Here is a 14,526-nt window from a genome sequence, read left to right on the forward strand (position 1 = left end):
GCGAAAGCCGCTACCCGGCAGAAAGGCGAGCACAATAACGAAACAGGTTTGTCATCAGCCAGAGGCGCCCTCACGGGCACCCCACGTCACCTTATTTACTGCTCACCGGCAGGCCAGCGCCCTGCGATTCGCCCTGCGGCAGCTCGAGGACCGCTACCGACCAGGCTGGCAGCGTGACCGAGCCGTCAGCGGCAACCTGCACGCCGCTCGCCAGCGAATGGTCGCCTGCCGCCTGCTGGATGGCGCTCAGCTGCAGCGATGTGCCGGCGAAGTCCTGTAGCGTCCGGCTTTCCGGTGCGGCGTTGATCGCCACCACGATGCCGTCGACACGGCTGTCCAGACTGGCGCCAGCCTGCATCCCGTCATCGATGGTCATCACCAGCAGACCCGTCTGCTGATCGGTGCCGGTGTTGCGGAAGTCCACGCGCTTCATCACCGTCGCGCCGTCACCGAGGGTAAACAGCGGAGACGATTTACGCAGCGCGGTCAGCTCCTGATAAAACGCGGTCATCTGCTTGAGCTCCGTTTCACCCGGAGTAGCCACCGCATCTTTCACCCGGGCGATGATGTCATAGTTGCTGCCATCATCGCTGCTGCGCGGCATACCCACGTTGTAGTTGTTGTCCTGCAGGGAGTAATCCACGCGGTTAAACCAGTCACCGGAATCATACGAATCACGAGTAAAAGATTTAGAGCGCAACAGCTCCGAGCCCTGCTGGTCAAAGGCGATCCCCTGGCCCAGCATCACGGTCGCCAGCGACACCGCCTGCATCCGGACGCGGGTATCGAGATCCGCCTCCTGAGCAGCTTTGTAGCTGATCATGTCCCACAGCGTTTGGTTGTCGTGTTTTGACACATAGTTCACGACTTCCGTCGGGTCAGCCGCATAGCCGCCAGGCGCGCCGTTATAGTCAATCTCGCTGCCTTTCTTCACCGCGCCGTCTTTGTCGATCAGCACGAAGTCCGCAAGGTTACCGGCCATGCCCAGACGGGTCAGATCGGCGAGGTGGCGCGCCTGATCGTCGGTCATGCTGGTCAGCTCATTCGGCAGAACGCCGGCGCCGCTGCCCACCCCCTGATTCTGGCGCAATGCATCGCCGGAATCGAACGGCCCGCCGCCGCGCACGGCGTCACGCAGACGATCGGAGAACGTGCCGATCCCGGTGCCTTTCAGATTGATTTGCGAGGCAATTTCAAAGCGATCGCTCTGGTTGGAATCCCAGCCTTCACCAAAGAAGTAAATGTCCGGGTTCAGCGCCTTAATACGCTCCCAGGCCGAGAGGATCTGTGCTTTCGGGTGGTAGCCCATCAGGTCGAAGCGGAAGCCATCGATCTTATAATCGGTGGTCCATACCGCCAGTGAATCGGCGATAAGCTTGGCGAACATCCGGTGCTCTGGCGCCGAGTCGGAGCAACAGGTGGCCGATTCCACGCTGCCGGTGGTTTCATTCAGGCGCTGATAGTACCAGGGGACGATCTTATCCAGCACCGAGGTGCGGTCAGTCGGGCCAGCGGCGTTGGTGTGGTTATACACCACGTCCATGATGACGTTCATCCCCAGATCCTGCTTGATCGCCTGAATCATGGTGCGGAACTCTTTAATACGCGCCGTGCCTTCCGGATCGGTGGCATAGGATCCTTCCGGCACCGTGTAGTGGAACGGATCGTAGCCCCAGTTATAGGAGTCGGTCTGCGCCACCAGCGTGTTCAACGCCTGCACCTGCGGGTTATCCTTGCTGTCGTTTTGCTTCAGCTGAGTCAACACCTCTTCGACCGTCGAACCGCTGTCGCAATAGCCCGCGAACTCGCTGCTCTTCACCGCGCTGTTGATTTCGCACAGGCGACTGAACGGCTGCTGAATATCGGCGACTTTGTCGCTGAACTCATTGACCGTGGCCAGATCGAAGACCGGCAGCAGCTCAATATGGGTCACACCCGAGGCCGACAGCTGTTTCAGATGCTGGACCATATTGCTGTCCTGGGCGGTGAGCGCCAGATATTTACCGCGCAGTTCAGCGGGAACGGTTTGATCCCAGGCGGACAGGTCGCGAATATGCGATTCGTGGATCGTCATTTTCGCCAGGTCGGCTTTGGTTTTCTGCGCGTGTGGCATCGTCAGCCCGTCCCAGCCTTCCGGCTTCAGCGCACTGTCGTTCAGATCGACCACCTGGCTGTACTCTGAGTTGGTCGACAAACTGTGGGCGTAGGGATCGGTTACTTCGTACTGCTCGACTTTACGCGACTGCGGGTGGTAGACCGTCATCGCGTAGCGGTAGAACGCGCCCTTCAGGTCGCTCCCGCCCTGCCAGGACCAGGCGCCGGAGGCGCTGTCGCGGGTCATCGGATGGCTGGCCACCACCTTCTTGTCGGCGCTGTAGACCACCAGTTCAACCTGCTGCGCCGTAGGTGCCCAGACGCGGAAGGTCACGCCGCTATCGGTTAGCTGGGCGCCATAGCTCAGCGCCTCGGCGGCGGCGGCATAGGTATCGTCCAGCACGCCAGCGGTCTGCACCTGGGTGGCGGAGCTCAGGATCCCATCGCTTTCCGCAGATATCGCCACCGCCTCGCCCTGCAGCAATTCATCGACGTTGACATCATCCGGCAGCTTAAAGGCAGGATAGCTGGCGAGATGCGGGAAGCGCATGCTCACCTGCTGGCTGACAGTGGTGGGGGTCAGCTTGACATACTTATCGGTAAATTCGCCGTTACTGTCGGCGGCCACCTTAGTGCTGTGGCTGTAATAGAGGCGCACAATGGGTTTATTTTCCCCGCCCGGCCACAGCAGGGTGGTCTTATCGACCCAGTGCGCATCGGCCAGCGCCACGCCAAAGGCGGCGCGGAAGGCGTCGGCGCGGGAGTCATAGACCGCGCTGTTGCCGGCGATGACCGATACCGTCCGATCGGTGAAATCGCCAAAAGAGACGCGAAGGTCGCTGTCGATCAGCTTATTGGTGCCATCGCGCACGATAACGTTGATACATCCGCTCTCTTTAGTCAGCGGGATCACCCAGTAAGGGCCATATTTGTCGCTGCCGGTCGGCGTGGTGCTGACATCATTCCAGTCCGCCACCGGCGCGCTCAGCGCATCACAGGTTTCGTTATTCCACAGATAGAGGTTTTTAGTCGCATAGTCGGCCGGCGTACTGCTGGTGATGCCGGCGATATCGACAAGGTGAATGACAGCCTGGTTGGCGGAAGCCTGCACCGCTTCGCCAGGGACGGCAACGTCCGGTAAGCGGACGACCACATCCTGCGGGTCGGGCGTGCCGGGAGTACCTGGGTTGCCAGGATTGCCTGGTGAACCCGGTGAGCCAGAGGGTGAAGAGGAAGAGCTGTTATCACAGCCACTCAATAATACTAACGATCCAAGAAATAGGGCATGACAGGTATATCTGAGCATTCGATAGTCCCTAATATGCTTATTAAATTATAAAAGGTAAGAAAGGATGAATATCTTTACAGCGCGCTAATTAGATATTTTTGCTTTCCGGGGCGCAATCATCCCCCACAAATGAGAGGGGGGCGTAGGAAGCCGGGGGAGTAAATCAATAAAGGGAATGACGACCCGAAACCGCAAACTGATTATGATTCGCCACGCTTATCGCCACTCTCCGGCAATAAATAATTCAAAAGCCAATAATCACCTACCTGTTTCGGTAGGGTATTACGCCAACGTGCAGAAAAATAAATTAGCAAAGGAATTAAAATGCCAGTTTCTGTGATGGGGTTAACAAATATAAATAAAGGGATAATTAAATTATTACCACAAATTGTGACGCTCATCATATTAATAACCGCTATCCCCCAGTTGGCGAAATTAACCTGGCGCGTGGTATTCCCTGTCAGTCCTGAGGATATTTCCGCCCTGCCATTAACCGCTTCTCCAATGGCGGAGCCGGAATTAAAAACCGAACGGCCCGTATTTACCCTGTTTGGGCTGGCGGCAAAAAACAGCCCTGCGCCAACGGATGCAACCCACCTCAATCAGGTGCCGGTTTCCAGCCTGAAACTACGCCTTACGGGTCTGCTCGCCAGCAGTAACCCGGCGCGATCCATCGCCATTATAGAAAAAGGAAATCAGCAGGTTAGCCTTAGCGTCGGCGATACTGTCCCGGGGTACGATGCGCGGATCGTCACCATTCTTCCCGACCGGATCATCGTTAACTATCAGGGACGCAAAGAGGCCATTTTGTTATTTAACGATACCCGCGCGCCGTCGTCATCGCCCGCTACAGCGGCCACTCCGCCTCTTGTGAAGCGACTCCGCGAACAGCCGCAAAATATCCTCACTTATTTATCTATTTCGCCGGTGCTCAGTGGCGACAAACTGCAGGGCTATCGCCTTAACCCAGGCAAAGACGCCACGCTATTTCGTCAGTCCGGCCTGCAGGAAAATGATTTAGCCATTGCCCTAAATGGCATTGATTTACGCGATCAGGCGCAAGCACAGCAGGCGCTGCAACACCTGAATGAACAGACCGAAATAACGCTGACCGTTGAGCGAGAAGGTCAACGACACGATATCGCTTTCGCGCTGGGGGATGAATAATTGCCAACCATAAAACGACTGCGGAAAATGCTGACTGCGCTGCTGATATTAACGCCGCTGCTATTTCGCCCGGCCATCGCAGAAGAATTTTCCGCCAGCTTTAAAGGCACCGATATCCTGGAATTTATCAATACCGTCAGCAAAAACCTGAATAAAACGGTGATTATCGATCCCAGCGTACGCGGCACCATTACCGTACGCAGTTACGATATGCTCAATGAAGAGCAATATTATCAATTCTTCCTTAGCGTGCTGGATGTGTATGGCTTCGCCGTGATCAATATGAATAACGGCGTACTGAAGGTGGTGCGGGCTAAAGATGCGAAAACCTCGGCCGTCCCGGTCGCCAGCGAGGCTGCACCGGGCGAAGGCGATGAAGTGGTCACCCGGGTGGTGCCCCTGACCAACGTCGCCGCCCGCGATCTCGCCCCGCTGCTTCGTCAGCTGAACGATAACGCCGGCGCCGGCAGCGTGGTCCATTATGAGCCCTCCAACGTGCTGCTGATGACCGGCCGCGCAGCGGTCATCAAACGCCTGCTGACCATTGTCGAGCGCGTCGACAACGCCGGGGATCGCAGCGTGGTGACCGTTCCCCTCTCCTGGGCCTCCGCCGCGGAGGTGGTCAAGCTGGTTACCGAGCTCAATAAAGACAGCAGCAAGTCGGCGCTGCCGGGCTCGATGGTGGCGAACGTGGTGGCCGATGAGCGCACCAACGCGGTACTGGTCAGCGGCGAGCCAAACTCGCGCCAGCGCATTATCGCCATGATCAAACAGCTCGACCGCCAGCAGGCGGTGCAGGGCAACACAAAAGTCATCTACCTGAAGTACGCCAAAGCCGCCGATCTGGTGGAGGTCCTGACCGGGATCAGCAGCTCGCTGCAGAACGATAAGCAAAGCGCCAAGCCGGTGGCCGCGATCGACAAAAATATCATTATCAAAGCCCACGGCCAGACCAACGCCCTGATCGTCACCGCGGCGCCGGACGTGATGAACGATCTTGAGCGGGTGATCGCCCAGCTTGATATCCGCCGCCCGCAGGTGCTGGTGGAGGCGATTATTGCCGAAGTACAGGATGCCGACGGCCTCAACCTCGGTATCCAGTGGGCCAATAAAAACGCTGGCATGACCCAGTTTACCAACAGCGGGCTGCCGATCTCCACGGTGATCGCTGGCGCCAATCAGTACAACAAAGACGGTACCGTCAGCAGCTCGCTGGCCAGCGCTCTGGGCTCGTTTAACGGTATCGCCGCCGGCTTCTATCAGGGGAACTGGGCGATGCTGCTCACCGCCCTCTCCAGCAGTACCAAGAACGATATTCTGGCCACCCCCAGCATCGTGACCCTCGACAACATGCAAGCCACCTTTAACGTCGGCCAGGAAGTTCCGGTATTAACCGGTTCGCAAACCACCTCCGGCGACAACATCTTTAATACCGTCGAGCGCAAAACCGTCGGCATTAAGCTGAAGGTGAAACCGCAGATTAACGAAGGCGATGCCGTGCTGCTGGAGATTGAGCAGGAGGTATCGAGCGTCGCCGACTCGGCCTCCAGCACCAGTAGCGATCTTGGCGCGACCTTCAATACCCGGACGGTGAATAACGCCGTGCTGGTCGGCAGCGGTGAAACGGTGGTGGTTGGTGGGCTGCTGGATAAAAGCGTCACCGATACCGCCGACAAAGTGCCGCTGCTCGGCGACATCCCGGTGATCGGCGCCCTGTTCCGCTCCGAGAGCAAGAAAGTGTCGAAACGCAACCTGATGTTGTTTATCCGCCCAACCATCATTCGCGATCGCGATGAGTACCGTCAGGCCTCTTCCGGCCAGTACACCGCATTCGACAATGCGCAAACCAAACAGCGGGGCAAAGACAGCAGCGAAGCGACGCTCAGCAACGACCTGCTGCACATCTATCCAAAGCAGGAGACCCAGGCCTTCCGCCAGGTCAGCGCCGCCATTGACGCCTTTAACCTCGGAGGCCGACCATGACGCCAGCCGCCGAACGCCGTCCGCTGTTGCCCTTTGCCTGGGCCCGCGCGCACCATCTTGTGCTGCTCAGCGACGGCGAACGCTGCGAAGCGCTGTGCCGCGCTGATACCGCCGCCCGGGCGCTGCTGGAAGCGCGTCGCCTGGCAGACGGCCCGATGAGCGTCAGCCGTCTGGCGCCGGACGCGTTCGAGAAAGTGCTGGTGCTCAGCTATCAGCGCGACTCGGCGGAAGCGCACCGCATGATGGCCGATATCGGCAATGAGCTCGACCTCTATACCCTCGCCGAAGAGCTGCCGGACACCGACGATCTGCTCGACAGCGAGGACGACGCGCCGATCATCCGCCTGATCAACGCCATGCTCACCGAGGCCATCAAAGAGAAAGCCTCGGATATCCATATCGAAACCTATGAGCGCCATCTGCAGATCCGCTTTCGCGTCGACGGCGTGCTGCGCGAAATCCTGCGCCCGCAGCGGCGGCTGGCCGCGCTGTTAATTTCGCGTATCAAGGTGATGGCCAGCCTGGATATCGCTGAAAAACGGATCCCTCAGGATGGTCGGATGGCGCTGCGCATCGGCGGACGGGCGATCGACGTCCGCGTCTCCACCCTGCCCTCCAGCCACGGCGAACGCGTCGTCTTGCGCCTGCTGGACAAAAACAGCGTCAACCTGGATCTGCTGACGCTGGGCATGCCCCCGGCCCTGCTCGATCGGGTCGACGCGCTGATCGCCCGGCCACACGGCATTATTCTGGTCACCGGGCCGACCGGGTCGGGGAAAAGCACTACCCTGTATGCCGCCCTCAGCCGTCTCGACGCCCACGAACGCAATATCATGACCATTGAAGATCCGGTGGAGTATGAGCTGGAGGGCATCGGCCAGACTCAGGTCAACGCCAAAGTCGATATGACTTTCGCCCGCGGCCTGCGCGCCATACTGCGCCAGGATCCGGATGTGGTACTGGTGGGAGAAATCCGCGATGGCGAAACCGCCCAGATCGCCGTTCAGGCCTCGCTGACCGGGCACCTGGTGCTGTCGACCCTGCACACCAACAGCGCGCTGGGCGCCATTTCCCGTCTGCAGGATATGGGCGTGGAACCTTTTTTACTCTCCACGTCGCTGCTGGCGGTGATGTCGCAGCGGCTGGTGCGCCAACTGTGCCCGCACTGCCGTCAACCCAGGCAGGCGGATGCCGACACCGCCCGGCAGATGGAGGTTCCGGTCGGCACGCCGCTATGGCAGCCAAGAGGCTGCGCGGAGTGTAATTTCATCGGCTATCGCGGACGCACCGGTATTCATGAACTGCTGCTGATTGACGACCGCGTCCGTGCCGCTATCCACCGCGGCGAGAATGAGATCACCCTGATCCAGCAGCTGGGGCCAGCCTGGCAGACCCTGCGTCATGCCGGACGCGACAAAGCGCTGGCGGGGATCACCAGCTGGGAGGAGGTGATGCGGGTCACCGAACAGCAAACGACGGAAAGCCTCTGAGATGGCCCTGTTTCGCTATCAGGCGCTGGACCCGCAGGGCAAAACCCGCCGCGGCGTTCAGCAGGCCGACTCCGCCCGCCACGCCCGCCAGTTGCTGCGGGACAACGGCTGGCTGGCGCTGGAAGTGACCGCCGCCGACCCGGCGCGCCGGCTGTGGCGCAGCGGATCCCTCACCCGGCGTACCAGCGCCGGTGATTTAGCCCTGCTCACCCGCCAGCTGGCCACCCTGGTCGCCGCCGGGATCCCGCTGGAAAAGGCGCTCGACGCCGTCGCCCAGCAGTGCGAAAAGGCGCCGCTGAGAACGTTAATGGCCGGGGTGCGCAGCAAAGTACTCGAAGGCCATTCGCTGGCGGAGGCGATGCGCGGCTATCCCGCCTGCTTCGACGGGCTGTTCTGCGCTATGGTGGCGGCTGGCGAAACCTCCGGCCATCTCGACGGCGTGCTTAACCGGCTGGCGGACTATACCGAGCAGCGCCAGCAGCTTCGCGCCCGCCTGCTGCAGGCAATGATCTATCCCATCGTGCTAACGCTGGTCGCCATCAGCGTGATCGCCATTCTGCTCTCCACTGTGGTCCCGAAAGTCGTTGAGCAGTTTGTTCATCTGAAACAGGCCCTGCCGTTCTCCACCCGGCTGCTGATGAGCCTGAGCGATATCGTGCGCAGCGCGGGGCCCTGGCTGGTGCTGCTGTCGCTACTGGCGCTGCTGACGCTGCGTTATCTGCTGCGCCAGCCCGCCCGGCGGCTCGCCTGGGACCGGATGCTGCTGCGCCTGCCGGTCATCGGACGCGTGGCGCGCAGCGTGAACAGCGCGCGCTACGCCCGCACCTTAAGCATTCTCAATGCCAGCGCGGTGCCGCTACTGCTGTCGATGCGCATCAGCGCCGGCGTCCTCAGCAACGCCTGGGCGCGCAGCCAGCTGGCGGCGGCCAGCGAATCGGTACGCGAAGGCGTCAGTCTGCATCGCGCGCTGGAATCCACCGCCCTGTTCCCGCCGATGATGCGCTACATGATCGCCAGCGGCGAACAGAGCGGCGAGTTGACCGCGATGCTGGAACGCGCGGCGGAGAATCAGGACCGGGAGCTGAGCGCGCAGATCCAGATGGCCCTCAGTCTGTTTGAACCCCTGCTGGTGGTCACCATGGCCGGCATGGTGCTGTTTATCGTGCTGGCTATCCTGCAGCCGATCCTGCAACTGAACACCCTTATGAGTATGTAACTGTATTAATGGAGAAAACTATGCAACGGCAACGCGGTTTCACGTTACTGGAAATTATGGTGGTGATCGTCATTCTCGGCATTCTCGCCAGCCTGGTGGTGCCTAACCTGATGGGCAACAAGGAGAAAGCGGACCGCCAGAAAGTCGTCAGCGATCTGGTGGCGCTCGAGGGGGCGCTGGATATGTATAAACTGGACAACAGCCGCTACCCCAACACCGAGCAGGGACTGCAGGCGCTGGTGACCGCCCCGGCCGCCGAGCCGCACGCCCGCAACTACCCGGAAGGCGGCTATATCCGCCGTCTGCCGCAGGATCCGTGGGGAAATGAGTATCAGCTGTTAAGCCCGGGTCAGCATGGCGCCATCGACGTCTTCAGCGTCGGTCCGGACGGGATGCCCGATACCAATGACGACATCGGCAACTGGACCCTCGGGAAGAAATAGTGTCTCAGCGCGGTTTCACGCTCCTTGAGATGATGCTGGTCCTGCTGCTGATAGGCGTCAGCGCCAGCATGGTGCTGCTGGCGTTTCCCTCCGCCCGCACCCAGGAGGCCACGCAGATCCTGGCGCGCTTTCAGGCGCAGCTGGATTTTGTCCGCGAGCGCGGGCAGCAAACCGGTCAGCTCTTCGGCATCGTCATCCACCCCGACCGCTGGCAGTTTATGCGCCTGCAGCCTGCCGACGAAGACGCTCCGGCGGCGGCTGATGACCGGTGGGGCAACGCGCAGTGGCTGCCACTGCAGGCCGGACGCGTCACCACGACGGAAACCCTCCCCCGGGCCAGGCTGACGCTGCGCTTTCCCGACGGCCAGGCGTGGACGCCGGGCGAGCAGCCCGACGTACTTATTTTTCCCGGCGGCGAAGTCACGCCATTTCAGTTGCGAATTGACACCGCGACGGGCATCAACATCGACGCCCAGGGTGACAGCCAGCCGCTGGCGGCGCGGGAGCAGCCATGAAACGCCAGGCCGGGATGACGCTTATCGAAGTGATGGTCGCGCTGGTGATTTTCGCGCTCGCCGGCCTGGCGGTGATGCAGTCCACCCTGCAGCAGACGCGCCAGCTTGGGCGTATGGAAGAGAAAATCCTCGCCAGCTGGCTGGCGGATAATCAGCTGGTACAGCTGCGGCTGGAGAAACGCTGGCCCGCCCTCAGCTGGTCCGAAACCACTGTGGAAGCCGCCGGAACGCGCTGGTTTGTCCGCTGGCAGGGGGTGGAAACCGCGCTGCCGCAGCTGCGGGCGCTGGACGTGGAGGTCCGGCGGCAAAAAAGCGATCCCGCGCCGCTGGCAACCCTGCGCACCTGGGTGACGCCGCCATGATAACCAGGATGCGCGGTTTCACCCTGATTGAAACGTTGCTGGCGCTGGCTATCCTCGCCGTCCTTAGCGCCGCCGCCGTGATGGTACTGCAGAACGTCATCCGCGCCGATGGCCTGACCCGCGAGAAGAGCCAGCAGATCGCCGCCCTCCAGCGCGCCTTTCGCCAGATCGCCGACGATGTCACGCACATCATTCCCCGTCGCGCCAGAAACAGCGACACGCTTTTCTTCGCCGGACGTTTCCAGTTGCAGAGCGACGACTGGGGGCTGGCCTTCAGCCGCAGCGGCTGGCCGAACCCGCTGGGGATCCTCCCGCGCTCGGAGATCCAGAACGTCAGCTACCGTCTGCGTCAGCAGCAGCTTGAGCGACTGAGCTTCGATCAGCAGGATCCGCTGACCGGCAGCCAGCCGACGGTTCGGGTGGTATTGCGCGAGGTGACGGCGTTTCGCCTGCGGTTCTACGCTGACGGACGCTGGCAGGAGACCTGGGATCGCTCGCAGACGCTGCCGCAGGGGCTGGAGATCACCCTGACGCTGGCGAAAAGCGGGGAGATAACCCGCCTGTTTTTACTCACCCCGGGAGGCAGCCAGTGAAAAATCGGCAACGCGGCGTCGCGCTCCTGATGGTGCTGTTCATCCTCGCCCTGATGATGATCCTCGCCAGCGCCATGACCGAACGCACCGCGGTCATGTATCAGCATACCGCCGTGACCCTCGATAATCTGCAGGCCAGATGGTACGCCCTGGCGGCGGAAAACATGGCCGCCGCGCTCCTGCAACGCGACGCGCTGGACTCACCCAGTCAAACGAACCTGGCGCAAAGCTGGGCGCAGGAGGGGCGCCGCTTTACCCTCGACGATGGCGAAATCCTCGCCACGATCCGCGACGGGCACGCCTGCTTTAACCTCAATGCCATCAACCATCGCGCGGATGAAACCAGCGGCGGAACGCCCTACCCGACCGACGTCTTCGTCCGGCTGCTGGCGCTGCTCGGCGAATCGCCGCTGCGCGCCAGCCAGATCGCCGCCGCCCTTGGCGACTGGACGGACAGCGACGGCCAGCCGCGGCTGAACGGAGCAGAGGATGAGGTCTATATGGCGCAAACCCCGGGCTATCTCGCCGCCAACCAGCCGATGCAGGATGTCAGCGAGCTGCGCCTGCTGGCGGGTATGGACGCCGCGCTCTATCAGCGCCTGCTCCCCTTCGTCTGCGTCCAGCCGGATGACGCGCTGCAGATCAATGTCAACACCCTGCGGCCCTCCCAGGCCGCTCTGCTGGTGGCCCTCTTTCCCGGCGAGCTGACGCTGCAGGAGGCGCAACAGCTGCTGCACAACCGCCCGCGAACCGGGTGGAGCAGCGTCGCTGCGTTTCTCGCGCAGCCGACGCTGCAGAAAACCGATACCACGCTTGCCCGCCCCTGGCTGACGGTGCACAGCACACGCTTTATCGCCGCCTTTACCGTGGTGACCGGCAATCTTCGCTTTCAGCTGCACAGCGTCCTGCAACAGGAGGGGCGCACGTTTACCGTCGTCCAGCGGCGATATGGACTTTCTATGGTGGTCGATGAATAAGTTTAACGCTTCTCCCCAGGCCACGCTGATCGTGCGCTTCGCCCCCGGGCAGGCGCCGCTGCACTGGCAACTCTTCGCCCCCGGCGAGCCGCACCACGAGGCCAGCGGCCGGTGGCCGGCTGACGACGGCAGCCCTTTCCCGGCGCTGGCGGCGCACTACCCCGCCTGGGTGCTGATCCCGGCCAGCGACTGCGCGTTTCACTCGCTCACCCTGCCGGCGGGCTTGCGTAAACCGCCGCTGCAGGTCGCCCCATTCCTGCTGGAAGAGCAGCTGGCCGACGATGTCGAAGCCACCCATTTTGCCCTGCTCCACCGCCAGCAGGCGCAGTGCGAGATCGTCGCCGTACAGCGGCAAAAAATGCGCGACTGGCTGGCCCGCTGCGAGTCGCTCTCCCTTCGGCCCCTGGCGTTGACGCCCGACGTGCTGGCCCTGCCCTGGCATCCGCCCGCGTGGAGCGCGGTGCAGGTGGACGAGCAGTGGCTGATCCGCCACCAGCCGTGGGGCGGCATGGCGGCGGAAAACGTCTGGCTGACGGAACTGCTGCAGAGCGAGGCGGAAGAGCAAGTCATCGACAGCTATTCACCGCCGCCCGCAGCGCCGGGCGTCTGGCGGGCGCAACCTGCGCAGACATTGCTGACCCTTGCCGCATGCCATCCGGCAGCGCAGAAGCTCAGTCTGCTGCAGGGGGAATTCGCCGTCCGTCGGCGGCGGCCTGCACAGGCGACCTGGCGTTCGGCGCAGTATGCCGCGCTGGCTCTGGCGTTACTGGTGGGGACAAACAGCGTGCTGGACCATCTCGATCTGGCGCGCCAGGCCGAGGCGGCGCAGCAGGCCAGCCGGGCTTTCTATCATCGCTGGTTTCCGACGGAGAAAAAGGTGATTAATCCGCGACTGCAGATGCAGCAACACCTGCAAACCCTCGCCCGTCAGGCGCAGCATGCCCCCCTCGTCGATCGCCTCAGCGCGCTGCAAAACATCCTCAGCGACACGCCGGGGATCCGCCTGCGGGCGCTGAGCTGGGATGCCGCGGGCAACCGTCTGCAGCTGGATATCGCCGCGGTCTCTTCCCGGGCGCTGGAGCAGTTCACCCAGCGGGCGCAGACACGGTTTCGCGTCCGGCCAGGCGACATGACCACGAAACCGGATGGCATTGAGGGACAACTGACGCTGGAGGAAAACAATGGCTAATCTGCTTATCTGGTGGCGGCAGCGCACGCCGTCCGAGCAGCGCCTGCTGCTCGGACTCGTGGGGCTGCTGGTGGTATGCGCCCTCTGGTACGGACTGTGGCAGCCCTGGCGAGCCCGTGAGGCGCAGTGGCGACAAACCCTGATGAAAGAGCAGGCCAGCCTGCGCTGGATGACGCAGCAGAGCCCGCGTCTGCAGCAGCTCAGCCAGCAGCCCACGCCGGTGGCAAAAGAGGCGCTCACCGCCCTGGTGATGCGCGAGGCGGCGAGCCACGGGCTGGCCGTCGCCCGCCTGCAGCCGCAGGGAAAACGTCTGCAGGTCACCCTCCAGCCCTGCACCTTCCAGGCGCTGATGGCGTGGCTCGACGCCCCGGCGATGCGCGGCGTCAACGCAGTCTCCTTGTCCGTGACCGGGCAGCCGTCGCGGCCCGGCTGGGTTACGGTCAACCATCTGCTGCTGGAGCGCGACGATGAAAGCTAAAGGGATCGCGGTGGCGCTGCTGCTGGCGCTCTATCTGCTGTGGCTGGCTGCTACCGCCCCGGCGCGCCTGCTGGTCCCGATGCTGCCGCCCGGCGTACAGGTGGGCAGCCTTAGCGGCAGCGTCTGGCGCGGCACAGCGCAGCCGGTCTACTGGCATGGCGAACGGCTTGAACGACTGGCGTGGTCGCTGACCCTGGCTGGCTGGCAGGTCTCTCTCAGCGATCCCCGCGGCGTGGAGGGGCAGGCCCGGCTGTGGGGCCTGCGCGATCTGCGCCTGCAGGACGGGCGGCTCACCGCCCCCGCCAGCCTGCTCAGCCGCTGGTTGATGTCGACCATGCCCGTCAGCGCCGAGGGAGAGGTCACTTTCAGCCTGGCCGAAGCGCACTTCAGCGAGGGGCGCTGCCGACAAATCACCGCCGGAGGCGCGCAGTGGCGTCAGGCCCGACTGCACTCCCCGGTCGGCAGCCTGGAGCTGGCCCAGGTTAATGGCACCTTCCGCTGTACGGCGGACGGCGCCGTGGCGCTGACCCTCCGCCAGGATTCTCATCAGCTGAGCCTCAGCGGCCAGGGGGCCCTGTCGCCCGATGGCCGCTATCTGTTTCGCGGTACGCTGCAGCCCCGGCAGGGGATGCCGCCCCTGCTGGCGCTGCTGGTCACGCGCCCCGCCGCTAAAAACGAGTCAGGCCGCACACCGTGGCAGATTCAGGGAAAATGGTTACACCAGGAGTAAA

At 62.4% G+C, this 14,526-nt stretch carries 14 protein-coding genes; 13 read left to right on the top strand and 1 reads right to left on the bottom strand.

All coding sequences use genetic code 11. The annotated features are described in order from the left end of the window. Positions 1-91: 91 nt before the first annotated feature. The gene (gene pulA, locus CWM61_RS17235) at positions 92-3,400 is read right to left on the bottom strand and encodes a pullulanase-type alpha-1,6-glucosidase (RefSeq protein ID WP_100631611.1); all 3,309 of its coding nucleotides are present in this window, start codon (positions 3,398-3,400) and stop codon (positions 92-94) included. A 184-nt stretch (positions 3,401-3,584) separates the two neighbouring features. On the opposite strand from pulA, the gene CWM61_RS29325 reads away from it, so the two are divergent. The 13 genes from CWM61_RS29325 to CWM61_RS17295 are packed head-to-tail and all read left to right on the top strand — an operon-like array spanning position 3,585 to position 14,525. Beyond that, a complete protein-coding gene (locus CWM61_RS29325) occupies positions 3,585-3,722 on the top strand; it encodes a hypothetical protein (RefSeq protein ID WP_004219434.1) in 138 nt (45 codons plus the stop codon). Beyond that, positions 3,707-4,549 carry a type II secretion system protein GspC gene (gspC, locus tag CWM61_RS17240; RefSeq protein ID WP_074386838.1) on the top strand — a complete coding sequence of 281 codons (843 nt, stop codon included), beginning with the start codon at positions 3,707-3,709 and terminating at the stop codon, positions 4,547-4,549. Before CWM61_RS29325 ends, gspC begins: the two co-directional genes overlap by 16 nt. 9 nt (positions 4,550-4,558) lie before the next feature. Beyond that, entirely contained in the window at positions 4,559-6,532 is a 1,974-nt protein-coding gene (gene pulD, locus CWM61_RS17245; RefSeq protein WP_165785281.1) for a GspD family T2SS secretin variant PulD, read from the top strand. Continuing rightward, positions 6,529-8,022: a type II secretion system ATPase GspE gene (gene gspE, locus CWM61_RS17250; RefSeq protein ID WP_074386840.1), complete on the top strand. Its 1,494-nt coding sequence runs from the start codon at positions 6,529-6,531 to the stop codon at positions 8,020-8,022. Before pulD ends, gspE begins: the two co-directional genes overlap by 4 nt. 1 nt (position 8,023) lies before the next feature. Beyond that, positions 8,024-9,238 carry a type II secretion system inner membrane protein GspF gene (gspF, locus tag CWM61_RS17255; RefSeq protein ID WP_074386841.1) on the top strand — a complete coding sequence of 405 codons (1,215 nt, stop codon included), beginning with the start codon at positions 8,024-8,026 and terminating at the stop codon, positions 9,236-9,238. Positions 9,239-9,258: 20 nt separating this feature from the next. Beyond that, on the top strand, positions 9,259-9,681 hold the full coding sequence (gspG, locus tag CWM61_RS17260) for a type II secretion system major pseudopilin GspG (RefSeq protein WP_002889054.1): 423 nt from the start codon (positions 9,259-9,261) through the stop codon (positions 9,679-9,681). Then, a complete protein-coding gene (gspH, locus tag CWM61_RS17265) occupies positions 9,681-10,196 on the top strand; it encodes a type II secretion system minor pseudopilin GspH (protein WP_074386842.1) in 516 nt (171 codons plus the stop codon). Before gspG ends, gspH begins: the two co-directional genes overlap by 1 nt. Next, the gene (gspI, locus tag CWM61_RS17270) at positions 10,193-10,558 is read left to right on the top strand and encodes a type II secretion system minor pseudopilin GspI (RefSeq protein WP_004894160.1); all 366 of its coding nucleotides are present in this window, start codon (positions 10,193-10,195) and stop codon (positions 10,556-10,558) included. The genes gspH and gspI overlap by 4 nt, the downstream gene beginning before the upstream one ends. Next, on the top strand, positions 10,555-11,151 hold the full coding sequence (gene gspJ, locus CWM61_RS17275; protein WP_074386843.1) for a type II secretion system minor pseudopilin GspJ: 597 nt from the start codon (positions 10,555-10,557) through the stop codon (positions 11,149-11,151). The genes gspI and gspJ overlap by 4 nt, the downstream gene beginning before the upstream one ends. Then, positions 11,148-12,128, top strand: a complete 981-nt coding sequence (gspK, locus tag CWM61_RS17280; protein ID WP_077268424.1) for a type II secretion system minor pseudopilin GspK — start codon at positions 11,148-11,150, stop codon at positions 12,126-12,128. Before gspJ ends, gspK begins: the two co-directional genes overlap by 4 nt. Next, positions 12,121-13,317 (top strand): type II secretion system protein GspL, encoded by a 1,197-nt coding sequence (gene gspL / locus CWM61_RS17285; RefSeq protein ID WP_074386844.1) that lies wholly within the window; start codon positions 12,121-12,123, stop codon positions 13,315-13,317. Before gspK ends, gspL begins: the two co-directional genes overlap by 8 nt. Continuing rightward, a complete protein-coding gene (locus CWM61_RS17290; protein WP_074386845.1) occupies positions 13,310-13,795 on the top strand; it encodes a type II secretion system protein M in 486 nt (161 codons plus the stop codon). Before gspL ends, CWM61_RS17290 begins: the two co-directional genes overlap by 8 nt. Next, positions 13,785-14,525, top strand: a complete 741-nt coding sequence (locus CWM61_RS17295) for a type II secretion system protein N (protein WP_074386846.1) — start codon at positions 13,785-13,787, stop codon at positions 14,523-14,525. Before CWM61_RS17290 ends, CWM61_RS17295 begins: the two co-directional genes overlap by 11 nt. Position 14,526: the final 1 nt, after the last annotated feature.

This window comes from Klebsiella sp. K-Nf6, from assembly GCF_002806655.1.
In the GTDB taxonomy this organism is placed as follows: Bacteria; Pseudomonadota; Gammaproteobacteria; order Enterobacterales; family Enterobacteriaceae; genus Klebsiella; species Klebsiella variicola.